Here is a 22,244-nt window from a genome sequence, read left to right as displayed (position 1 = left end):
TGCGTGGAATAGTCGACCAAGCAAGTGCTTGGTTGATTCCTACAAAAACAACAAGGAGGAAGCCCTGTGGCTGATGCAATCCGTTTGCCGCTCGAGCTGTTCTACGAACGTGAAGCAAGGCACCCGAACAAACGCTACATGGTGCAGCCGCTGGGTGGCGGTCAGCTGCTGGAGCTGAGCTGGGCCGATGTCGGCGACCAGGCGCGGCGGGCCGCCAGCTGGCTGCGCAGCCGGGAACTGCCGCAGGGCAGCCGCATCGCCATCATCTCCAAGAACTGCGCGCACTGGATCATCAGCGATCTGGCGATCTGGATGGCCGGCCATGTCTCCGTGCCGCTGTATCCCAACCTCACCGCCGAGTCGATGCAACAGGTGCTGGAGCACTCCGAAGCGGCGCTGGCCTTCGTCGGCAAGCTCGATGACTGGGCGGCGATGGCACCGGGCGTGCCGCAGGGCCTGCCGACCATCAGCCTGCCACTGCATGCGCCGGGCGACTTCGACTACAGCTGGGACGACCTGCAGCGCAGCACGCCGATCCAGGACGACCCCAAGCCGGCGGCCAATCAGATGGCCACCATCATCTACACCTCCGGCACCACGGGCATGCCCAAGGGGGTGATGCACAATTTCTCCAACTTCGGCTTCGCTGCCGGCCACGCCACCGCGCTGTTCGGCGTGGGCGAGGACGATCGCCTGATCTCCTATCTGCCGCTGTGTCACGTTGCCGAGCGCATGTTCGTCGAGCTGGCGTCTCTTTATGCCGGGCAGACGATCTTTTTCGCCGAGAGCCTGGACACCTTCCTCGAAGACCTCAAGCGCGCACGGCCGACGGTGATGTTCGGCGTGCCGCGGATCTGGACCAAGTTCCAGATGGGCGTGTACGGCAAGATGCCCGCACAGAAGCTCGACCGTCTGCTCAGGCTGCCGATCATCGGCCGACTGGTCGGGCGCAAGGTGCTCGCCGGGCTGGGGCTCGATGCCATCCGCTACGCGTTGTCCGGTGCGGCGCCCGTCCCCGAGGCGCTGCTCAACTGGTATCGCCGCCTGGGCATGGAGATCCAGGAGGTCTACGGCATGACCGAGAACTGCGGCTACTCGCATGTATGCCGGCCCGGCAGTTTCAAGCAGGGCTGGATCGGCCAGAACAACCCGGGCGTCGAGGTGCGCATCGCCGAGGACGGCGAGGTACAGGTGCGCAGTGGCGCCACGATGCAGGGCTACTACAAGGACCCGATCAAGACCGCCGAAGCGCTGACCGACGACGGCTTCCTGCGCACCGGTGACAAGGGCGAGCAGGACGCCGAGGGCAATCTGCGCCTGACCGGGCGGATCAAGGAAATCTTCAAGACCAGCAAGGGCAAGTATGTGGCGCCCGCGCCGATCGAGAACCGCATCGGCGAACATTCGCGCATCGAGCAGGTCTGCGTGGTCGGCGACGGGCTGCCGCAGCCCATCGCCCTGTGCGTGCTCTCCGAGATGGGGCGGCAGGAGGCGGCCAATGACAGCCGCAGCGATCTTGAGAGCAGCCTCAAGGCCCTGCTGAGCGAGGTCAACGGCCGTCTCGATCAGCATGAGCGCTTGCAGGGGCTGGTCCTGGTCAAGGAGGTCTGGGCGGTGGAGAACGGCTTCCTCACCCCGACCCTGAAGATCAAGCGGGCGGTGATCGAGGGCACCTACGGCGAGCGTTTCGCCGAGTGGCAGGAGCGCAGCGAAGCGGTGCTCTGGCACGACTGAACAGGGTGGGCCGGTTCGTGCCGGCCTGGTCTCCAGTGGACGTGAGGTACTACCTGCATGGGCCTGTGGCAACGAACTCCCGATCTCGATGAACTCAACGCGACCTTGAAGAACACCGTCGGTGAAGTGCTGGACATTCGCTTCGAGTCGTTCGACGACGCCTCCATCAGCGCCAGCATGGTGATCGACGCGCGCACCCATCAGCCCTATGGCCTGCTGCATGGCGGGGCATCGGTGGTGCTGGCGGAAACCCTGGGTTCCACCGCCAGCTACCTGTGCATCGATAACCGGCGTTTCTACTGCGTCGGGCTGGAGGTCAACGCCAACCACCTGCGCGGTCTGCGCAGTGGCCGGGTGCATGCCGTGGCCCGTCCGGTGCACCTGGGGCGCACCACGCACGTCTGGGATATCCGCCTGAGCGGTGACGATGGCAAGCCCAGCTGCATCTCGCGCTTGACCATGGCCATCGTGCCCCTGGGTGAGCAGCCGCCGAAGGCCTGATCGTCTGTCGACGATCTGCTGCGCGGTGGCCTAGTGGTGTTGAAACTCCCCTCAAGATGCGCATCTGCAGCAGCTGAACCGCGCGTCTTCGGGTGATTTCGCCGTCGAGATCGTGAACAGGCTTTGCGAACCCGGCAGCGGCGCCCTTTAGCGGGTGCCGAGGCTGCAATTTCATCCAAGATTTACCCGGCACATGGCGCTAGAGTAGGCGCCATGGACCAGATCACTCACATCCAGAGCAGTTTGCCCGGCGTTCGCCTGATCGATGCCGAGTACCGCCGCTTTGCCTTCCCCCGGCACTTCCACCTGGAGTACCACGTTGGCCTGTTGATCCAGGGGCAGCATCGCTATGCCTATCGCGGTGAGCGGCGCCAGGTCGGGGCAGGGGATGTGCTGCTGATGGCGCCGGAGGGGATCCACGATGGAGCGTGTCTGGAGGGAGAGAGCTATCGCATCCGCGTGATGGCCTTCGACCCGCACTGGCTCGACGAGGCCAGCCGGACCCTCAGCGATGGGCGCCAGGGTGCGCCCAGGCTGACCACCACCAGCCTGCGCCATCCGCTGCTGTCGCAGCATCTGCAACGTTTTCATGCGGCCATGCTCGACGGTTCGACGCTGGCGCAGGAAAGCGCGCTCTGGCAAGCGCTGGCCTATCTGCTGGACATGGGCTCGACCCTGCGTGTCAGCGAGCCCGACCGGGTATTCGACAGCCGTACCTGGCGGCAGCTGCGCGAGTGGCTGGAGAGTCGCCTGGACGATCCGCCCTCGCTGGAGGAAATCGCCTCGTTCTGCGCGATGAGCCCATGGCAGGCACTGCGGCGTTTTCGCCAGCACACCGGCCTGCCGCCGCATCAGTGGCTGACGCAGTTGCGTCTGCAGCGCGCCTTGCCGCTGGTGCTGGCGGGCGAGTCGCTCAGCGACATCGCCCTGCGCCTGGGCTTTTACGACCAGGCGCATTTCTCACGGTTGTTCCGTCGCACCTACGGCTTGCCACCCGCGCGACTGCGTCAGCGCTGAGTCCAGCCGCCCCGATTCATCCCTTCAATCTCGTGGAGTTCACCATGCAGGAGACGTCCGTCTTGCTGTCGCTGGCTGCCGTGTTCGCGGTAGCGCTCATCAGTCCCGGCCCCGATGTGGCGCTGGTCGTGCGTACGGCGCTGCACCAGGGGCAGCGTGCCGGGTTGCTCAGCGCGCTGGGCCTGGCCTGCGGGATTCTCCTGCACGGCACCCTGGTGCTCAGCGGCGTGGCGCTGCTGCTCAGTCGCACGCAGTGGCTGTTCGACCTGCTACAGGTCGGCGGGGCGCTGTACCTGGCCTGGCTGGGTGTCGGTGCGGTGCAGGCCTGGTGGCGCGGGGCCCCGGGCAATCGGCGCCTGGACGGCGAACTGGCGCCCTCGGTGTTCGGTCCCTGGTTGCGGGGCGTGTTCACCAGCCTGGGCAACCCGAAGGCGCTGGTGTTCTTCCTCGCGCTGCTCACCAGCCTGGTGCCGGCGGACATGTCCTTGCCCGGCAAGATGGCCTGCGCGGCGCTGCTGTTCGGCCTCAGCCTGTTCTGGTTCAGCCTGCTCGGCATGACCCTGAGCCGGCCGCTGATGCGCCAGCGCCTGCTGCAGGTGGCGCCGACCATCGATTTCGTCTGCGGCCTGGTGTTCCTGCTGGTGGCGGCGAGTATCGTCGGCCGCCTGTTGTTATAGTCCTGACCATTGCGCCGCCATCAATGGCGGTTACGGTCATTGTCGTACCTGGCGGGCTGCCGGAGAATCGCGCTGGTACTGACTTCCTCGGGTTTCATGCATGCCGCAGCCGCTTTTCTTCGCTCACGCCAACGGCTTTCCGTCCGCGACCTACGGCAAGCTGTTCGCAGCCCTGGCGCCGGACTTCCAGATTCGGCACCTGCAGCAGCACGGCCACGACCCGCGTTTCCCGGTGAATGACAACTGGTCCAACCTGGTCGACGAGCTGATCCATCACCTGCAGTGCAGTGACGAGCCGGTCTGGGGCGTGGGCCACTCGCTGGGCGGGGTGCTGCACTATCACGCCGCCTTGCTCCGTCCGGAGCTGTATCGCGGCGTGGTGATGCTCGACTCGCCGGTGCTGACGCTGGCCGATCGCATGGTGATCCGTGCGGCCAAACGCTTCGGCTTCATCGACCGCATCACGCCTGCCGGGCGCACCCTGGGGCGGCGTGAAGCATTCGCCGACTTGGACGAGGCGCGTGACTACTTCGCCGGCAAGAGCCTGTTCCGCCGCTTCGATCCCGAATGCCTCGATGCCTATGTCAGCCACGGCTTGCAGGCTGACGAGCAGGGCCTGCGCCTGCGTTTCGACCCGGCCACCGAGATCAGCATCTATCGCAGCGTGCCGCACACCTCGCCCGGGCGACCGCAGCAGCTGGCGGTGCCGCTGGCCATGGTGCGCGGCCGCCATAGCCGTGTGGTCCTGCCGCACCACGCCCGCCTGCTGCGCAGCATGCCGCGGGCCGAATATCACAGCCTGCCCGGAGGGCACATGTTCCCTCTGGAGCGGCCACAGGCGACTGCCGAGCTGTTGCGCGAGTTGTTCCTGCGCTGGGCCGGCGGCCAGGAGGAGAGAGCATGAACAGCAGTTTCGAAGAAGTACGCCTGAGCCTGCCGCACATCGAACTGGCGGCGCACCTGTATGGCCCCGAGGATGGCGTGCCGGTGCTGGCCCTGCATGGCTGGCTGGACAACGCGGCGAGCTTCGCGCGCCTGGCGCCCAGGCTCGAAGGGTTGCGCATCGTCGCCCTGGATTTTGCCGGGCATGGCCATTCCGAGCACCGTGCGGCAGGTGCCGGCTACGCCCTGTGGGACTATGCCTTCGATGTGCTGCAGGTGGCCGAACAGTTCGGCTGGTCGCGCTTTTCCATTCTCGGCCATTCCATGGGCGCGATTACCGCCGTGCTGCTGGCGGCAGCCCTGCCGGAGCGGGTCGCGCGCCTGGCGCTGATCGATGGCCTGGTGCCCTATACCGGCGAGGCCGAACAGGCCCCGGAGAAGCTCGGCGAGGCGCTACGTGCCCGGCAACAGCTCAGTGACAAGCGCAAGCCGGTGTATGCCGAGGTCTCGCGTGCCGTGGAGGCGCGCATGAAGGGCGTCGGCGCGGTCAGCCGTGAGGCCGCCGAGCTGCTGGCCCAGCGTGGCCTGATGCCGGTGCCGGGTGGCTACACCTGGCGCACCGACAGCCGCCTGACCCTGCCGTCGCCATTGCGCCTGAGCTGGGCGCATGCGCAGGCCTTCGTCCGCGCGCTGCAATGCCCGGTCAGCCTGGTGCTGGCGGAGCAGGGCATGATGGGCGCGCAACCTGCGGTCAGGGCCTTGCTTCAGGACCTGCCGTTCGAGGTGCACACGCTGCCGGGCGGTCACCACCTGCACCTCGACGACGAGCGGGGGGCGCAACTCGTAGCGGATTGTTTCAATCCATTCCTGCGCGTGCCTTGACTTGCCGGCGGCTCCTGGGGAAAGGTGTGGCGGTCTGCCATGGAGGATCGCATGATCGACTCTTTCGAAGTCGCCACTCATTGTTCAGCAAGACCGTCTACCGTTTTCCCTCAGAGGATGTTCACTCGATGAGGGGAGGCATGAAGCTGTTCTCTGCGCTGTTTGCCAGCGTCTTCAGCGGCGCGCTGCTCGCCGCCGCTGCCGATGTGCCCGGTAGCCGTGACCTCGAGGCGTTGCCGCGCTTTCCGGCAAGCCACATCGTGGCCTTCGCACAGGAGCCCGCGGCCGAGCGCATCTATCCGCAGGGCTCGGTCCGGCGCATCAGCGGACGCCTGCGCTACGAGCGCGAAATCCTGGCGCAGGGCCGGCATCAGGCCGTGACCTACGAGTTGCCGGGCACCCACAGCGCCGACCAGGTCTTCAGCGCATCGCGCGAGGCCCTGCTGAAGCAGGGCGCCGAGTTGCTGTACTGGTGCCAGGGGCGTGAGTGTGGCTCCAGCAGCCTGTGGGCCAATGCGGTGTTCGGCAATTCCACCCTGTACGGCTCGGATGACCAGCAGGCCTATGCCCTGTTGCGCCTGGCCGAGCCGAATCACGAAAGCCTGCTGGCGCTGTACAGCATCACCCGCGGTAACCGTCGGGCATACCTGCATGCCGAGCAGCTGGATGCCGACGCGCCGCTGGGTGCCTTGCTGCCGACGCCTGCGACCCTGTTGCGGCAACTGCGCAGCGATGGGCAACTGCAGTTGCCGGTGGATGCCAAGGCCGACAGCGCCTGGGTCGAGGTGCTGGCGCGCAGCCTGAATCTGGACAGCACCCTGCGCGTCAGCCTGTCCGGCAGCCAGGCGCCGGCCTGGCGCGAAGCGTTGATGGCGCAGCGTGTGCGCGAGGCCCGGCTCGAACTGGGCGAGGGCGAAGGCGATACGCTGAATGTGCGGCTGCTGCGTTAAGCAGGGGCGTACCGGGGGAAGTTTGCAGAGCGCCCATCTCGGGCGCTTTGTCGTTTCGTCGAATGGAGTTTCGATTGATGGCCACTAATGATCGTCTGCTGGTGCAGATTCTGCTGCTCGGTTTGCTGGCGGCCAGCCTGTGGGTGCTGGCGCCATTCTGGTCGGCGCTGTTCTGGGCGGCGGTGCTGGCGTTCGCCAGTTGGCCGCTGATGCGTCTGCTGACGCAACTGCTGAACGGCCGCATGTCGCTGGCCGCCGGGATTCTCACCGGGGTCTGGGTGGTGCTGGTGGCGGTGCCGCTGGTCTGGCTGGGGTTCAACCTTGCCGATCACATCAAGGACGCCAATGCACTGGTCAAGGACCTGCAGGTCGAAGGCCTGCCGCCACCGCCGAGCTGGCTGGAAGCGATACCGCTGGTGGGCGGGCGCCTGGTGGAGATGTGGCACACCATCGACCAGCAGGGCGCGGCGTTCTTCGACACCGTGCGACCCTACCTGGGCCAGGTGGGCAACTGGCTGGTGGCGCGCAGTGCGAAAATCGGCGGCGGCATGGTCGAGCTGGCGCTGAGCCTGGTGCTGGTGTTCTTCTTCTACCGTGACGGCCCGCGCCTGGCCGTGTTCGTGCACAGCCTGCTGGAGCGCCTGATCGGTGACCGCGCCGATCACTACCTGGAGCTGGTCGCCGGCACGGTGCAGCGCGTGGTCAACGGGGTGATCGGCACGGCAGCGGCGCAGGCGGTGCTGGCCTATATCGGTTTCGTCATCGCCGGGGTGCCGGGTGCGCTGGTGCTGGGGCTGCTCACCTTCGCCTTCAGTTTCATCATGATCCCGCCGCTGATCTGGGGGCCGGCCGTGGCCTGGCTGGTCTGGCAGGGGGAGATCGGCATGGCGATCTTCCTCGGGGTCTGGGGCTTCTTCGTCATCAGCGGCGTGGACAACATCCTCAAGCCCTACCTGATCAGCCGCGGCGGCAACCTGCCGCTGGTGGTGGTGCTGCTCGGGGTGTTCGGCGGCATTCTTGCCTTCGGCTTCATGGGGCTGTTCCTCGGCCCGACCCTGCTGGCCGTGGCCTACAGCCTGCTCAGCGACTGGGTGGCGGACCGCGCGCCGCCTGCCGAGAACCTGGTGGACAAGCCGCTGGCGGACGAGGAGACGCGCGGTTGATCGTCAGCCGCGCTCGCTTTCGTACTTGTCCAGGGTGTCGCGCGCGATCTGCCGGCCGAGCATGATCAGTTCCGGCGCCTTGTAGAACTCGAAGAAGCGGCACACGCGCTTGGGCACGTTGATCAGGATGTCCGGCGGGTAACCGGCGATCTTGTACTGCGCCAGCGAGGTCTGCATCACTTCGAAGCTCTGGTTGACCAGCTCCAGCAGCGAGGCGGGCCCGCTGAACTCCGCCACGTGCGAACCGCTGGCGGATTTCGGCGCCGCTTCGTCATCGTCATGACTCGGTGCCGCGGCCGGGCTGATGTCATCGGCCTGCTGCTGCCCCTCGGCCAGCAGCAGGACTTCATCCTCGCTCTTGCGTCGGAAACTGGGCAGGCGCGAACCCAGGCTGCTCATCATCTGGTCGATGCGCCCCTTGAGGGCGGCCGGCCGTTCGATCACCGGCAGCTGATAATGGGTATGGTTGGTGGCGTTGAGGTTGACCGCGATGATCAGGTCGCAGTGGCTGGAGACCACCGGCACGATCGGCAGCGGGTTGAGCAGGCCGCCATCGACCAGCATGCGCTTGCCCTGGACCACCGGGGTGAACAGGCTGGGAATCGCCGCCGAGGCGCGCATGGCCTGGTGCAGGCAGCCTTCCTGGAACCAGATTTCCTGCTGGTTGGTCAGGTCGGTGGCGACGGCGGTGAAGGGGATGTCGAGGTTCTCGATGTCCACCTCGCCGACGATCTCCTGGATGCGTCCGAACACCCGTTCGCCGCGTATCGCGCCGAGGCGGAAGCTGACGTCGAGCAGGCGCAGCACGTCCAGGTAGTCCAGGCTCTCCGTCCACTCGCGGTATTCGCGCAACTTGCCGGCGGCGAAGATGCCGCCGACCACCGCGCCCATCGAACAGCCCGCGATGCAGCCGATTTCGTAACCGCGTGCCTGCAGCTCCTCGATCACGCCAATGTGCGCATAGCCACGCGCTCCCCCCGAGCCCAGTACCAGCGCCACTTTCTTGCTCATGTGAAAAATCCCCCGTTCAGGCCACGACCTTACTCGCGCGATGACGCTGCGCCAAGGCGGTCTTTGCTAGAATCCGTCGCCAGTCGTCGCAGTGAGAGAGAAGCATGAGCGAACCCATTCGTTTGACCCAGTACAGCCACGGTGCCGGTTGCGGCTGCAAGATCGCGCCCAAGGTGCTCGAGGTGATTCTTGCCGGCAGTGGCGCACAGAATCTCGACCCCAAGCTGTGGGTGGGCAATGCATCGCGCGACGATGCCGCGGTGTATGCCATCGATGAGGAGCGCGGAGTGGTGTCGACCACCGACTTCTTCATGCCGATCGTCGATGATCCGTTCGACTTCGGCCGTATCGCCGCGACCAACGCCATCAGCGACATCTACGCCATGGGCGGGGACCCGCTGATGGCGATCGCCATCCTCGGCTGGCCGGTCAACGTGCTGGCGCCCGAAGTCGCCCGCGAGGTGATCCGTGGCGGCCGCGCGGTCTGCGACGAAGCCGGTATCGCACTGGCCGGCGGCCATTCCATCGATGCCCCCGAGCCGATCTTCGGCCTCGCCGTCACCGGGCTGGTGAGCAAGGGCAACATGAAGCGCAATGACACCGCGACGGTCGGCTGCAAGCTGTACCTCACCAAGCCACTGGGCATCGGTATCCTCACCACGGCCGAGAAGAAGGCCAAGCTGCGCGACGCCGACATTGGCCTGGCGCGGGACTGGATGTGCACGCTGAACAAGCCTGGCAGCCGTTTCGGCAAGCTGGAAGGCGTGCGGGCGATGACCGATGTCACTGGCTTCGGTCTGCTCGGCCACCTGGTGGAGATGGCGGACGGCAGCCACCTCAGTGCGCGCATCGAGTTCGCCCGCGTGCCGCGCCTGGAGAGCGCGGAATACTACCTGCAGGAAGGTTGCGTGCCGGGCGGCACCCTGCGCAACTTCGACAGCTACGGCGAGCGGATCGCGCCGCTGCCCGAGCTGAGCAAGCTGCTGCTGTGCGATCCGCAGACCAGCGGCGGGCTGCTGGTGGCCGTGGCGCCGGAGGGCGAGGCGCAGTTCCTGGCGGTCGCCGCCGAACTGGGGCTGGACCTGGCGCCGATCGGCGAGATGGTCGAGCGACAGCGTTACGCGGTCGAGGTGCTGTAATGCGTGACAACTGCACCGATTACCGCGACATCTTCCTGCACGACCGGCCGATGATGGATGCCCGTGCGCCGGTCGAGTTTCACAAGGGCGCCTTCCCGGGCGTGATCAACCTGCCGCTGATGAACGATGTGGAGCGGCAGAAGGTCGGCACCTGCTACAAGCAGCATGGCCAGGAGGCCGCCATCGAGCTGGGTCACCAGCTGGTCAGCGGGCGCAGCAAGGACGAACGCATCGAGGCCTGGGCCCGCTTCGCCAAGGCCAACCCCGAAGGTTACCTGTACTGCTTTCGCGGCGGCCTGCGTTCGCAGATCGTCCAGCAATGGCTGAAGAGCGAGGCCGGCATCGACTATCCGCGCGTGGTCGGCGGTTACAAGGCGATGCGCAACTACCTCCTGCACATCACCGAACAGGCCGTGGAGGAGTGCGATTTCGTCCTCGTGGGCGGCATGACCGGTACCGGCAAGACCGAGGTGATCAGCCAGCTGGGCAACAGCCTCGACCTGGAGGCGCATGCCAATCACCGCGGCTCCAGCTTCGGCAAGCGTGCCAGTGGCCAGCCGGCGCAGATCGACTTCGAGAACGCCCTGGCCATCGATCTGCTCAAGCGCCAGGCGACTGGCCAGCGCCAGTTCGTGCTGGAGGACGAGGCACGCCTGATCGGTCGTTGCTCTTTGCCGCTGTCGCTGCACCAGGCCATGCAGAACTACCCCCTGGTGTGGCTGGAAGACAGCCTGGAGAACCGCATCGAGCGCATCCTGCAGGCCTACGTCGTCGAACTGTGCGCGGAGTTCGTCGCGGTGCAGGGGGCGGAGGAGGGATTTCCCGCATTCGCCGCGCGGCTGCGCGAGAGCCTGGCCAATATCACCCGGCGCCTGGGCGGCGAGCGTTATCAGCGCCTGGCCGCGATCATGGAGCAGGCGCTGCACGAGCAGCAGAACGATGGCGTGGTCGACAGCCATCGCGGTTGGATCGAAGCTTTGCTGGTTGAGTACTACGATCCTATGTATGTGTTCCAACGTGAAAGCAAGTCCGGGCGCATCGAGTTCGCGGGCGAGCAGCAGGCGGTGGTGGAGTACCTGCGCAGTCGCAGCGAATGCTGAACCGGGCACTTTCGCCCGGCCTTAGCGTCATAGACTGGGCCAATCCGTAGTCATGTCCGTTCGAGGAGTGTGGTTGATGAAACACTGGATCTGTTTGCCGCTGCTCGCGGTAGCGTTGACCGGCTGTGCCGGCAAGACGGTTTACCGCGATACCTGCGCCAACCAGCTGGATGCCGCCTGGAAGGAGCTGAGCATCGCCGAGGCCGAAGGCTTCGCCGGCACCGTGAGCTATTCCAAGGCGTTGTCGCTGCTGACGGCCGCCAAGACCCAGCAGCAGTTCGAGGCCTACGAAGGCTGTACCAGCAAGGCCGAGCGCGCGCGCTTCTACATCCGCGAATCGCGAGCGGGGCGCTGATGCAGCTCGACTTCTCTGCCCTGAGCCCTCTGGATGCCTATCGCTGGCTGGCGTCCAGCGTCACGCCGCGCCCCATCGCCTGGGTGTCGAGTCGTTCGCCCGAGGGCGTCGCCAACCTGGCACCGTTCAGTTTCTTCCAGGTGATCAGCGACAATCCACCCACGCTGCTGGTCAACGTCAACACCCGTGACGACGGCAGTCTCAAGGACACGCTGCGCAACGCCCAGGCCAGTGGCGAACTGGCGATTCAGCTGGTGAGCTTCGCGCAGGCCGAAGCGATGAATGCCAGCGCCGCGGTGTTGCCCCACGAGGTCAGCGAGTTCGAGCATTGCGCCATCGCCAGCGTGCCCTGCGAGCGCATCGACGTGCCCCGTGTCGTCGGCGCCCCGGTGACCTTCGAGTGCCGCGTCGCGCAGATCCAGCCGTACCCCGCGCAGCAGCCCAACAGTCACCTGATCTTCGCCGAAGTGCTGCTGGCCCATATCGACGACGCGCTGCTGACCGAGCAGGGCCGTCTCGACCCGCTGCAGCTCGATCTGGTCGGTCGCCTGGGCGGCAGCGCCTATTGCCGCACGCGCGATGTATTCAATATGCAACGCCCTTGAATTCGTTCTGAAAACGACCTCCAGTTAACTGTTCCGGCCATCCTGCCGCCTGCTGGCTTGTCGCCAGCAGGGCGGTGCTCCTATGTTTCAGGATTCTGGGCTGGCTGCAGTAGGCAGGGGGATGTCATGGGTAGCTCATTGACCAAGCGGCTGGCCAGCTTGAGTACGGCCAGCAAACTGATGCTGGGCTTCGCCCTGGTGCTGCTGTTGACCGCGCTGGTGGCCGCCACCGGCCTGCTGGCGTTGCGCGAGGTCAGCGCCGGTGCCGAGCTGCAGCAGCGCATGAGCGCTCTCGGTGAACAGGTGCTGCGCATGCGCCAGAGCGAGCAGGCCTTCGCCCTGGCCGGCGACAGTCAGCATGCAGAACGGCTCAACGAGCAGGCCGATGCCATCCTCCAGGCCAGCCAGGCGCTGCAGGGCGAGCTGGACAGCGACAGCGCGGCGATCCTGGCGCAGGTCGAGCCGGCCCTGGCCGACTACCGCACGGCCTTCGCGCGCTATGTCGAACTGACCGACAACATGCAGCTGTCCTTGCAGGCTGCCGACTGGCTGGTGGTCGCTGCGGCCAACAGCCTGGACCTGCTGCAGGAGGGGCTGTCCGAGGATGGCGTCGACCTGCTGAAAAGCTCCCAGGGCGAGCGGGGCGGCGACTCGGTGCTGCAGGCAGGGCAGGTCGGCAAGATCCACCAGTTGCTGCTGCAGGCGCTGGATCAGGCGCGCCAGCGTCTGGAAGCCAGCCGCCGTGCGGACACCACCGAACAGGCGGAGATCGCCCAGGCGGGCGAGGCGCAGGCCCTGGCGGCAGAGCTGCGCGATGCGCTGGACGACCCCGGCTATTCCGCCGTGCTCGGTGAGGTGGTGGTCAACGTCGACTCGTTCAACGAACGCCTGCAGGAGTACGCCAGCCAGTTGCAGCAGCAGAAGGCGGTCTACGCCCAGCTCGTCGCCCAGGTCGAACTGTTGCTGCAGCGTGTCGATCAGGCACTGCAGGCGCAGCAGCAGGCCATGCAGGCGGAGCGCAAGGCCAGCAGCGGCCTGATCGTGGTGGCTGCGGCGCTGGCGCTGCTCTTCGGCCTTGCGGCGGCGATCATCATCAGCCTGGTCATCGTCAGGCCGCTCAAGCGCGTCATTGCGCTGGCCGAGTCGGTCGCCGGCGGTGACCTGAGCGTGCACCTCGAACAGGACCGCCGCGATGAGATCGGCCAGCTGCTCGCCGCCATGCAGCGCATGGCCGGCAACCTGCGCGACATGGTCGGCCGCCTGCAGGGTGGCGTGGCGCAGATTTCCAACTCGGCTCAGTCGCTCTCGGCGACCGCCGAGCAGACCCGCCAGGGCGTCAACGGGCAGAAACTGGAGACCGATCAGGTGGCCACGGCCATGAGCGAGATGACCGCCACCGTGCACGAAGTGGCGCGCAACGCCGAGGCGGCAGCCGCTTCGACGGAGCAGGCCGACCAGCGCGTGGGCAATGGCAGCCAGGTGGTTCGCCAGACCCTGCAGCGCATCGAACAGCTGGCCCGGGCGATGGACACCACGACCGCCAGCATCCAGCGCCTGAGCCAGGATACCCAGCGTATCGACGCGGTGCTGGAGGTGATCAAGAGCGTTGCGGAACAGACCAACCTGCTTGCCCTCAATGCCGCCATCGAGGCGGCCCGTGCGGGCGAGCAGGGCCGCGGCTTCGCGGTGGTCGCCGACGAGGTGCGGGCGCTGGCCAAGCGTACCCAGCAATCGACGGCGGAAATCGAGTCGCTGATCTCCGCCTTGCGCGAGGGCAGCCGGCGTGCGGTGGCAGACATGGAGCAGAGCGCCGGCCTGGTCGAGAAGACCGTCGACGACGCCAGCCAGACCGAAGTCGCCCTGCTGGCCATTGCCGAGGCAGTGACGCTGATTTCCGAGATGAACCAGCAGATCGCCGCGGCGGCCGAGCAGCAGACGGCCGTCGCCGAAGAGATCAATCGCAGCGTCACCTCGATCCGCGACATCGCCGATCAGTCGGCCACGGCGATGGACGAGACGGCGGCGTCCAGCATTCAGCTGGCCGAACTGGGGCGCGAACTGCAGGGCATGGCAGGGCACTTCCGCCTGTGAGGCCGCGCTGTTCGCCCGCGGCGCACTTTGGACGGCCATTCACAGTTTCGTGAGCAAAGGTTACATGGCGCTTTGCCCCGGCCGAGTGGCCCAGTAGCATCGGCAGTCCGTACAAGGAGCAAACGATGCGAACCAAACTGGATGCCTGCCTCGACTCGGTCAATCAGGTGGTACTGGGCAAAGAGGCGCAGGTGCGTCTGGCGCTGACCTGTCTGCTGGCGCGTGGTCACCTGCTGATCGAGGACCTGCCCGGCATGGGCAAGACCACCCTCAGCCATGCTCTGGCGCGGGTGTTGGGGCTGAGTTTCCAGCGCATCCAGTTCACTTCCGATCTGTTGCCGGGCGACATTCTCGGCACCTCCGTGTTCGACAAGGACACCGGGCAGTTCGTGTTTCACCAGGGGCCGATCTTCGCCGAACTGGTGCTGGCGGACGAGATCAATCGCGCCACGCCGAAGAGCCAGAGCGCATTGCTCGAAGCCATGGAGGAAGGGCAGGTCACCATCGAGGGGGCGACCCGGCCGTTGCCCGAGCCGTTCTTCGTCATCGCCACGCAGAACCCGGTCAGCAGCGGCGGCACCTTCGCGCTGCCCGAATCCCAGCTCGACCGTTTTCTCATGCGCCTGTCGCTCGGCTATCCGGCCCAGGCGGCAGAGCGTGCGCTGCTGCTTGGCGATGCGCGGCGCGACATCCTGCCCAAGCTCGAGCCGGTGCTCGACCATGCCGAACTGGCGCGCCTGCAGGCCGAGGTGCCGAAGATTCGCGCCAGCGATGCCCTGATCGACTACGTACTGCGCCTGGTGGAGGCTACCCGCAGCCAGCCGCAGTTCGCCTGGGGCCTGTCGCCCCGTGCCAGCCTGGCGCTGCTGGCTGCTGCCAGGGCCTGGGCGCTGCTCGCCGAACGTGATTACGTGATTCCCGAGGACGTGCAGGCGGTGTTGCCCGCTGTGGTCGGTCACCGCCTGCGCGAACGCGCCGATCCGGCCGGCCATGGCGGCGGCAGCCTGGTGCAGTGGCTGCTGCGCGAAGTTCCGGCGCTCTGATGCGCACGGCGCTGAGGCCCCTCTGGGCACGCTGGCTGGCTCGGCGCATCCCGCCTGCGGCCAGCGTTCGCCTCAATCAGCGGCGCATCTTCATCGTGCCGAGTCGGGTCGGGGCGGCCTTCGCCGTCGCCCTGGTGCTGATGCTGCTGGTCGCCATCAACTACCAGAACAGCCTGGCGTATGGCCTGACGTTCCTGCTGATGGCGGTGTTCGTCGTCGCCATCCTGCACACCTATCGCAATCTTGCCGGGCTGGTGCTGAAGGCGGGCGGCGGCGGGGCGGTGTTCGTGGGTGAGCAGGCCGTCTTTCGCGTGCGCCTGGAGAGTCGCGGGCGTGAGCACCAGGCCGTGGCCCTGGGCTGGCCACCGGCCGAGCTGGTGCTGCGTGATGTGCCGCGCGAAGGCCAGTGCGAGGTGGAGGTGAGCCTGCCGGCGCGGCGACGTGGCTGGTTGCGGCCCGGTCGTCTGCGGGTCGAGAGCCGCTTCCCGCTGGGCTTGCTGGTGGCGTGGAGCTGGGTCGACCTGGACCAGGCGGTACTGGTCTACCCGCGCCCGCTGGAAGGCGATCTGCCCGTGTCCGCCGGTCTCGGCGAGGACGATGACGAAGGCATGCGGGCGCGTGGCCAGGGTGCCGATGACTTCCAGGGGCTGCGTGACTACCAGCCGGGCGATTCCAAGCGGCGGCTGGACTGGAAGGCCTATTCGCGCGGCCAGGGGCTGCTGGTCAAGGACTTCGCCATGCTCAGTGGGCGGGACCTGTGGCTCGACTACGAGAGCCTGGCTGGCGACAGCGAAATGCGCCTGTCGCTGCTGTGCCACTGGGTGCTGCAGTTCTCCGCGCGGCAGCAGCCCTTCGGCCTGCAGTTGCCGGGCACGTCGATCGCTGCGGACGTTGGCGAGGCGCATCGCGATGCCTGCCTGCGCGCCCTGGCGCTGTTCGGGCAACGTCCATGAGCCGGCTGCCAGGCATTCCGCGCATTGCCCTGACCTGGTTGCTGGTGGCGCAGGTGCTGGTGATCGTGCCGCACCTGGTGCATCTGCCCATGTGGATGATCGCCCTGTGGCTGGGCGCTGCGAGCTGGCGGGTGCAGATCTTCCGCATGCGTGCGCGCTACCCCGGTGGCTGGGTCAAGGGCGGCCTGGTGCTGCTGGTCCTGATCGGCATCCTGTTCTCGCGGGGGACCCTGGTCGGGCTGGATGCCGCCGTGGTGCTGCTGATCGCCACCTTCATCCTCAAGCTGCTGGAGATGCGCACGCGGCGTGACGCGCTGGTGCTGGTCTTCCTTGGCTTCTTCTGCGTGGTCACCGCCTACCTGTTCGAGGATGGCATGGTCGCCGCGCTCTACAGCCTGCTGCCGGTCACGGCGCTGCTGGCTGCCCTGGTCGGTCTGCAGCAGAGCGGCGTTGCCGAGCGGCCCTGGCCCACCCTGCGTCTTGCCGGCGGCCTGCTGCTGCAGGCGTTGCCGCTGATGCTGCTGCTGTTCGTGTTCTTTCCGCGCATGGGACCGCTGTGGTCGTTGCCGATGCCCAGCGACAAGGGCCGGACCGGCCTCTCCGACAGCATGGAACCAGCCGATATCGCCGAGCTCAGCCGCTCCTCGGAGCTGGCGTTTCGCGCCAGTTTCGAAGGCGCCGTGCCGCCCCGCAACCAGCTGTACTGGCGGGCGCTGACGCTGGACCGATTCGATGGTCGGCGCTGGTCGCAATCGAGCCTGGCGCAGCTGCCCAGGGCGCCGCAGTGGAGCAAGGCCGGGCAACCGCTGGACTACAGCATCATCATGCAGCCCAGCGGCAAACCCTGGCTGTTCGCGCTCGATGTCGGCGAGGTCGCCCAGGATGGCACGCGCATGATGAGCGACTTCCGCTGGCAGAACCGTCGCCCCGTGGACCGCAGCCTGCTCTACCAGGTGCGTTCCTGGCCGCAGGCCCTGCGCGAGGCCGAGGCGCAACCCTCGGCGCTGCGCCATGCCCTGCAACTGCCGGCGCAGGGCGATCCGCGCAGCCGCGCCTGGGCCGCCCAACTGCAGCGCCAGTACCCGCAGGCCGATGCGCTGGTGGACGCGCTGTTGCGGCATTTCAATCGTGAGCCGTTCGCCTACACCCTGCGTCCGCAAACGCTGGGGCAGGACAGCGTCGACGAATTCCTGTTCGACACCCGCAGTGGCTTCTGTGCCCACTACGCCGGGGCCATGACTTTCGTCCTGCGTGCCGCCGGCATCCCGGCGCGTGTCGTGACCGGCTACCAGGGTGGCGAGCTCAACCCCTCGGGCAACTACATCCAGGTTCGCCAGTTCGATGCCCATGCCTGGGTCGAGTACTGGCAACCCGGGACCGGCTGGCGCAGCGTCGACCCGACCTTCCAGGTCGCTCCCGAGCGCATCGAGCAGGGCCTGCAGGAGGCGTTGAGCGAAGAGGACGGTTTTCTCGACGACCAACCCTTCTCGCCGCTGCGTTACCGGGAACTGGCCTGGCTCAACCAGTTGCGCCTGAGCTGGGAGCGTCTCAACTACGGTTGGCAGCGCTGGGTGCTGGGTTATCAGGGGGAGCAACAGCTCAGCCTGCTGCAGAGCTGGTTCGGCAGTCTCGACTGGCAGCGTCTCGCCCTGGCGCTGGTCGGGGGTGGTGCGGTGCTGCTCGGCCTGCTGGCCCTGTGGCTGCTCAAGCCCTGGCACCAGCGGCGTGACCCTCTGCGTCAGGTGCTGCGACGGTTCGAGCGTCTGCTGGCACGGCATGGCGTGCATCGGCAGGCCGGCGAGGGCATGCGTGCCTTCGCCCGGCGCGCCAGCCAGGAACTGCCGGCGCAGGCGGCGCAGATCCAGGCGTTCGCCGCGTGTTTCGAGCGCCAGCAGTACGCCGGCCAGGCCGTGGCGCCGGCCGCGCTGCGTCAGGCGCTGGGTAAGTTGCGCCAGGCGTTGCCCTGGCGCTGGCTGAATTAGGATTTTTCGGGCGCGACGGGTTTGTTGGTCGTCACCCTGAGCGTCAAGGAGTAGCGAGCATGAGCGATCTGATCGAGCGCAGCCTGCAACGTGTGCTGGCCTTGCAGGTACGGCTATATGCCTGCCAGGCCCGCCTGAGCGGATTCACCGACGCCGAGGCGTTGCACGACCTGCGCATCACCTTGCGCCAGCTGCGCAGCCTGCTGCGCCCCATGCGCGGCCTGGCGACGGTGGATGCCCTGGAGCAGGCCGCCGCGGTACTGGGCCGGCTGACCGGTCCCTTGCGCGATCGCGAGGTGTTGATGGCCGAACTCGAGCGCATGGGCCGGACCGACTTGCTCGCCTTTGACCAGGAGGCACATGCCAGGGCTTTTGCGGCAGTGGCCAGCAGTCGTGAACTGGCCGAACTGATCGCCTTGCTCGACAACTGGCCGGTTGCCTGGCGCGAGGCAGCACGGCGTGGCCAGCTGCGTAGCGTCAGCAAACGCATCCAGCGTCGCCTGCGGCGTCAGCAGGCGCAGCTGGCGCAGGCCCTGCGTGATCCTGCGCACGACCGCCATCGCCTGCGCCTGCTGATCAAGCGGGTGCGCTACGCGGGCGAGACCTATCCCTTGCAGAGCGGCCTGGACAGGGCGGCGCTGGCGCGGCTCAGGCGCGCCCAGAGCGCGCTGGGCGACTGGCACGACCACCTGCAGTGGCTGGCGCAGAGCGAGGTGATCGAGGCGCTGCATCCCTGCCGGGAGGCCTGGCTGCAGGGGCAGCTGGCTGCCGAGGAGCGTGCGGACGGGGCCCTGATCGCGTTGTTCGGCGACTTTCCCCTGAGCGAATGAGGCGACATTTTCGCCGGCAATATGACCGAATCGGCATCTTGCCGGCCTATCTTCCAGGCTGCGCCATCCCCTAAGATCATCGCCCTTGATGACGCGCGAGGTCCGTATGACGCTTTTGCAATTGCTCGACGCGGTGCGCCGCGATCCCGATGCCGTGGTGATACCGGCCGAATGGGGCCAGGGGCGTGCCAGTTTCGGTGGCCTGGTCGCCGCCCTGGCGTTCGAGGCCATGCGTGCCAAGGTCCCGCAAGGGCGCCCGGTGCGTTCGCTGGCGATCACCTTCGTCGGTCCCGTCGCCCCGCACGTGCCGGTGAGCTTCCAGGCGGAAGTGCTGCGCGAGGGCAAGGCCGTCAGCCAGATGCTCCTGCGCGCGGTCCAGGATGGCCAGGTGGTGACGGTGGTGCAGGGCAGCTTTGGCGCGTCGCGTGCCTCCGCGGTCGACGTGGCGGCGCTGGCAGCCCCGGAGATCACGCCGGTCGAGCAGTGCCAGGAGTTGCCTTACGTGCCGGGCGTGACGCCGGAATTCACCCGTTACCTGGCCATGCGCTGGGGCATTGGCGGCATGCCGTTCAGCAACAATCCTTCGCGGCAGATGGGCGGCTGGGTGCGCCTGCGCGGCGAGCAGGCGGCCCAGCCGCTGGACGAGGCCTACCTGCTGGCGCTGGTCGACGCCTGGCCGCCGGCGGTACTGCCACACCTGAGCAGCCCGGCGCCCGGTAGCTCGCTGACCTGGACGATCGAGTTCGTCCAGCCTTTGCAGGCGCTGACGACCGAGCAGTGGTGCCTGTACCGCGCCGAGATCGAGCATGCACGCGATGGCTATGGGCATGTCGCCGCAGCCATGTGGAGCCCGGCGGGCGACCTGCTGGCGCTGAGCCGGCAGACGGTGACGGTGTTCGGCTGAGCGGCCTCAGTCGACGGCCTGGGCGGTGCGGTTACGGCCCTCTGCCTTGGCCCGGTACAGCGCGCTGTCGGCGCGCGCCAGCACACCTTCCAGAGGCTCCGCGGGGCGGCGCTCGGCCAGGCCGATGCTCAGCGTGATGCCCAGTTGCTGGCCGTCGGCGCCGTTCAGGGCCAGTGCCTCGGCACTCAGGCGCAGACGCTCGGCCACCTGCAGGGCATCGCAACGGTCGGTCTGGGTCAGCAGGGCGGCGAACTCCTCGCCGCCGAGGCGGCCGATGATGTCCACTTCACGCAGCACCTGGCGCAGCAACTCGCCCAGGCGGGCGAGGGCCTCGTCGCCGCTCTGGTGGCCGTGGTTGTCGTTGATCGCCTTGAAATGGTCGATGTCGAGCATCAGCAGGGTACAGGGCTGGTCGAAGCGTTCGGCGCTCTTGAACAGCTCGCCGGCGCGCTGCAGGAACGCGTGGCGGTTGTTCAGGCCGGTGAGCGCATCGGTGGTGGCCAGCACCAGCAGCTCCTGTTCCATCTGCTTGCGCAGGCTGATGTCGTAGCTCCAGATCAGCAACGCAGGCCTGCCGTGATACTCCAGCACGCGTCCCGAGACCACGCCCCAGTAAGGTTCGGCTCCGGCCAACTGGGTCTCCCAGCCGTCCAGGCGCTGGCGGGCCTGCAAGGCCTCGCTGAAATGCACGGCCTCGCGGGCGTTGCTGAACAGGCGACTCAGCGAGAAGTCGCTGCTGGCATCGAGCTCCAGGCGCTCGCGCAGCCGCTGGTTGACGAAATGCACCTGCTTGCCGTCGTCGCTGATCAGCGCCACGTCACTGGGGCTGGTGTCGAGGATCTGCCGCAGCAGCGCCTGGCCCTCGCTGAGCTCGGCGGTGCGTTCGCTGACGCGTTGTTCCAGGTGCTGGTTGAGCTCGGCCAGGTTGTGCGACAGCATGCGCGCCTTGCGGTAGTCGCTGACCAGGCGCGACACCAGCAGGGCGCCGCCGAGCAGAAGGCCGAGCAGTGTCCAGCCCAGGCCGATGAAGCAGCGGTGCAGGAGCTGGCGCTTGGCGTCGATCTTGTTGGCCAGGGAAATCTTGCTGGCCACCATCACCTCGTGCATCGGCTTGAGCAGCTGCGGCAGGCGTTGATGGATTTCCTCGGCCAGTTGCCGGACACCCTGCGGGTCACCCCAACGCGCGCGTGCATCCCAGTCGCGGCTCAGGCCGATGATCTGATCGAGCGTGCCCTGGGTGATCGACTGCGACTCGGGCAGGAAGTCGAACAGATGGTGGCGTTCCAGTGACTGGGTCAGGCTGCGCAGCACCTGGATGCGCACCACCAGATCGTCGCTGTCCAGCTCACCCTTGCGCAGGCTGTGCGCCGCGTCGAGCAAGTGGTTCATCTCGTTGTCGATCTGGTACGCCTGCCAGAGCTCGTTGTGCAGCGTCGGCAGGGCCAGTTGGCGTGCCTGCTCCTGCACCAGCCAGAGCGAGCCGAGCGTGACCAGTGCCATGGCCAGCACCAGGGTGATCAGGGCGGACAGTTTCAGGCGGTGACGGGAGGGCGAAACGGGGGGCGTTGCAATCGAACTCATTCGACGTGAATCTCGCTGAGCTGCCAGACGGAGCGGTTGTAGAACACCTGTTGGTGCAGTTCGGGGTAGTCGTCGAGCGGATAGATGAGGTACAGCGGCCCGAGGTCGCGGATGGAGAGGAACTGGCCGTCGCGCTGGTAGGCGATCAACGGCTGGTAGCGCTGGATATCGGCCGCCGGGATCACCACCGAGTAGTGATTGAGCGAGCGGGTGTACACCGGCCTGTCGTGCGTTTCTTCATCCATGGATTGCAGCAGCCACGGCAGGGACACGCCCATCCACAGCTGCTCCTTGCCGCTGGCGTCACGCAGGCGAATGGTGCTCTGCGGGAAACGCTGCAACTGGTGCAGGGTGAAACTCTGCTGGCGGCCGTCGGCCAGGTACAGGCGCAGTGCCGTCCGGTCCTGCGGGTAGGGAACGGGCTCCGCCTTGACCGCGGTCAGACAGAAAAACGTCACGCAACATGTGACAATAAAATGTCGTGACATAAAAAAGCGGCTGCCATCGGTCAATATATTGTCGATGCTATCGTGGTTTAGCCTGGGCGCCTGAATTGGCCCGACGAACGGAGGCGCGCGGATTCAGGGCGTTGCCTGGCTCGCGCCGGCATGGCGACGCAGGACGAAGGCGGCGCGCAGGCCGATGCCGGCCAGAGCCAGGGCCAGCGCGCTGGGCTGGCAGGCGGCCGTCACCAGCAGGGCCACGGCGAGCAGCAGCAGGCACGCCGCCAATTGCTGAATGGCGCGGGCGGTGCTGTACGGGGCAAGCAGAAGGGCGCTCATGTTGCATTCCTCGGGGGGTTGCAACCAGTCTATGAGCGCTCCGGCGCGGGCGACGAATCGTT

The 22,244-nt window shown here is 67.0% G+C and carries 22 protein-coding genes; 18 read left to right on the top strand and 4 right to left on the bottom strand.

Annotation, left to right across the window (positions count from 1 at the left end; all coding sequences use genetic code 11):
* Positions 1-66: 66 nt before the first annotated feature.
* From EPK82_RS04715 to EPK82_RS04680, 8 genes are all read left to right on the top strand, one after another.
* Positions 67-1,734, top strand: a complete 1,668-nt coding sequence (locus tag EPK82_RS04715) for an AMP-binding protein (protein WP_134675914.1) — start codon at positions 67-69, stop codon at positions 1,732-1,734.
* A 57-nt stretch (positions 1,735-1,791) separates the two neighbouring features.
* A complete protein-coding gene (locus tag EPK82_RS04710; protein ID WP_037051999.1) occupies positions 1,792-2,235 on the top strand; it encodes a hotdog fold thioesterase in 444 nt (147 codons plus the stop codon).
* A 213-nt stretch (positions 2,236-2,448) separates the two neighbouring features.
* A complete protein-coding gene (locus EPK82_RS04705) occupies positions 2,449-3,252 on the top strand; it encodes an AraC family transcriptional regulator (RefSeq protein ID WP_134675913.1) in 804 nt (267 codons plus the stop codon).
* 44 nt (positions 3,253-3,296) lie between these two features.
* The gene (locus EPK82_RS04700) at positions 3,297-3,929 is read left to right on the top strand and encodes a LysE family translocator (protein ID WP_134675912.1); all 633 of its coding nucleotides are present in this window, start codon (positions 3,297-3,299) and stop codon (positions 3,927-3,929) included.
* A gap of 100 nt (positions 3,930-4,029) precedes the next feature.
* Entirely contained in the window at positions 4,030-4,833 is an 804-nt protein-coding gene (locus tag EPK82_RS04695) for an alpha/beta fold hydrolase (protein WP_134675911.1), read from the top strand.
* Positions 4,830-5,693, top strand: a complete 864-nt coding sequence (locus EPK82_RS04690; RefSeq protein WP_037052009.1) for an alpha/beta fold hydrolase — start codon at positions 4,830-4,832, stop codon at positions 5,691-5,693. The genes EPK82_RS04695 and EPK82_RS04690 overlap by 4 nt, the downstream gene beginning before the upstream one ends.
* A 140-nt stretch (positions 5,694-5,833) precedes the next feature.
* Positions 5,834-6,643 (top strand): DUF4892 domain-containing protein, encoded by an 810-nt coding sequence (locus EPK82_RS04685; protein ID WP_134675910.1) that lies wholly within the window; start codon positions 5,834-5,836, stop codon positions 6,641-6,643.
* Positions 6,644-6,720: 77 nt separating this feature from the next.
* Positions 6,721-7,806, top strand: coding sequence for an AI-2E family transporter (locus EPK82_RS04680; protein WP_134675909.1), 1,086 nt, complete (start codon positions 6,721-6,723; stop codon positions 7,804-7,806).
* Between the two features lie 3 nt (positions 7,807-7,809).
* Here EPK82_RS04680 and EPK82_RS04675 read toward each other — a convergent pair whose 3' ends face one another.
* Entirely contained in the window at positions 7,810-8,817 is a 1,008-nt protein-coding gene (locus EPK82_RS04675) for a patatin-like phospholipase family protein (protein ID WP_047584466.1), read from the bottom strand.
* Positions 8,818-8,921: 104 nt separating this feature from the next.
* On the opposite strand from EPK82_RS04675, the gene selD reads away from it, so the two are divergent.
* The 10 genes from selD to EPK82_RS04625 all read left to right on the top strand — a co-directional run bounded on the left by selD (position 8,922) and on the right by EPK82_RS04625 (position 19,819).
* The gene (gene selD, locus EPK82_RS04670; protein ID WP_047584465.1) at positions 8,922-9,956 is read left to right on the top strand and encodes a selenide, water dikinase SelD; all 1,035 of its coding nucleotides are present in this window, start codon (positions 8,922-8,924) and stop codon (positions 9,954-9,956) included.
* Positions 9,956-11,056 (top strand): tRNA 2-selenouridine(34) synthase MnmH, encoded by a 1,101-nt coding sequence (gene mnmH, locus EPK82_RS04665; protein ID WP_134675908.1) that lies wholly within the window; start codon positions 9,956-9,958, stop codon positions 11,054-11,056. The genes selD and mnmH overlap by 1 nt, the downstream gene beginning before the upstream one ends.
* Before the next feature lie 76 nt (positions 11,057-11,132).
* The gene (locus EPK82_RS04660) at positions 11,133-11,411 is read left to right on the top strand and encodes a hypothetical protein (RefSeq protein WP_037052024.1); all 279 of its coding nucleotides are present in this window, start codon (positions 11,133-11,135) and stop codon (positions 11,409-11,411) included.
* Positions 11,411-12,016, top strand: a complete 606-nt coding sequence (locus EPK82_RS04655; RefSeq protein WP_037052027.1) for a flavin reductase family protein — start codon at positions 11,411-11,413, stop codon at positions 12,014-12,016. Before EPK82_RS04660 ends, EPK82_RS04655 begins: the two co-directional genes overlap by 1 nt.
* Positions 12,017-12,142: 126 nt before the next feature.
* The gene (locus tag EPK82_RS04650; RefSeq protein WP_134675907.1) at positions 12,143-14,107 is read left to right on the top strand and encodes a methyl-accepting chemotaxis protein; all 1,965 of its coding nucleotides are present in this window, start codon (positions 12,143-12,145) and stop codon (positions 14,105-14,107) included.
* 125 nt (positions 14,108-14,232) lie between these two features.
* Complete coding sequence (locus tag EPK82_RS04645) at positions 14,233-15,150, top strand: AAA family ATPase (RefSeq protein ID WP_047584461.1); 918 nt, start codon at positions 14,233-14,235, stop codon at positions 15,148-15,150.
* Positions 15,150-16,103, top strand: coding sequence for a DUF58 domain-containing protein (locus tag EPK82_RS04640; protein ID WP_134675906.1), 954 nt, complete (start codon positions 15,150-15,152; stop codon positions 16,101-16,103). The genes EPK82_RS04645 and EPK82_RS04640 overlap by 1 nt, the downstream gene beginning before the upstream one ends.
* On the top strand, positions 16,100-18,085 hold the full coding sequence (locus tag EPK82_RS04635; protein WP_134675905.1) for a transglutaminase TgpA family protein: 1,986 nt from the start codon (positions 16,100-16,102) through the stop codon (positions 18,083-18,085). The genes EPK82_RS04640 and EPK82_RS04635 overlap by 4 nt, the downstream gene beginning before the upstream one ends.
* A gap of 59 nt (positions 18,086-18,144) precedes the next feature.
* Positions 18,145-18,915: a CHAD domain-containing protein gene (locus EPK82_RS04630; RefSeq protein ID WP_134675904.1), complete on the top strand. Its 771-nt coding sequence runs from the start codon at positions 18,145-18,147 to the stop codon at positions 18,913-18,915.
* A gap of 106 nt (positions 18,916-19,021) precedes the next feature.
* Positions 19,022-19,819: an acyl-CoA thioesterase gene (locus EPK82_RS04625; protein ID WP_134675903.1), complete on the top strand. Its 798-nt coding sequence runs from the start codon at positions 19,022-19,024 to the stop codon at positions 19,817-19,819.
* Between the two features lie 6 nt (positions 19,820-19,825).
* Here EPK82_RS04625 and EPK82_RS04620 read toward each other — a convergent pair whose 3' ends face one another.
* The 3 genes from EPK82_RS04620 to EPK82_RS04610 all read right to left on the bottom strand — a co-directional run bounded on the left by EPK82_RS04620 (position 19,826) and on the right by EPK82_RS04610 (position 22,182).
* Positions 19,826-21,400 carry a GGDEF domain-containing protein gene (locus tag EPK82_RS04620; protein ID WP_134675902.1) on the bottom strand — a complete coding sequence of 525 codons (1,575 nt, stop codon included), beginning with the start codon at positions 21,398-21,400 and terminating at the stop codon, positions 19,826-19,828.
* Positions 21,397-21,858, bottom strand: a complete 462-nt coding sequence (locus EPK82_RS04615) for a hypothetical protein (RefSeq protein ID WP_051800579.1) — start codon at positions 21,856-21,858, stop codon at positions 21,397-21,399. Before EPK82_RS04615 ends, EPK82_RS04620 begins: the two co-directional genes overlap by 4 nt.
* A 123-nt stretch (positions 21,859-21,981) precedes the next feature.
* On the bottom strand, positions 21,982-22,182 hold the full coding sequence (locus EPK82_RS04610; protein WP_037052048.1) for a hypothetical protein: 201 nt from the start codon (positions 22,180-22,182) through the stop codon (positions 21,982-21,984).
* Between the last annotated feature and the right edge of the window lie 62 nt (positions 22,183-22,244).

This window comes from Ectopseudomonas khazarica (genome assembly GCF_004521985.1).
Lineage (GTDB): Bacteria > Pseudomonadota > Gammaproteobacteria > Pseudomonadales > Pseudomonadaceae > Aquipseudomonas > Aquipseudomonas khazarica.
Note: the sequence above shows the minus strand (reverse complement) of the source record. Positions and strands in the feature narration are given on the sequence as shown.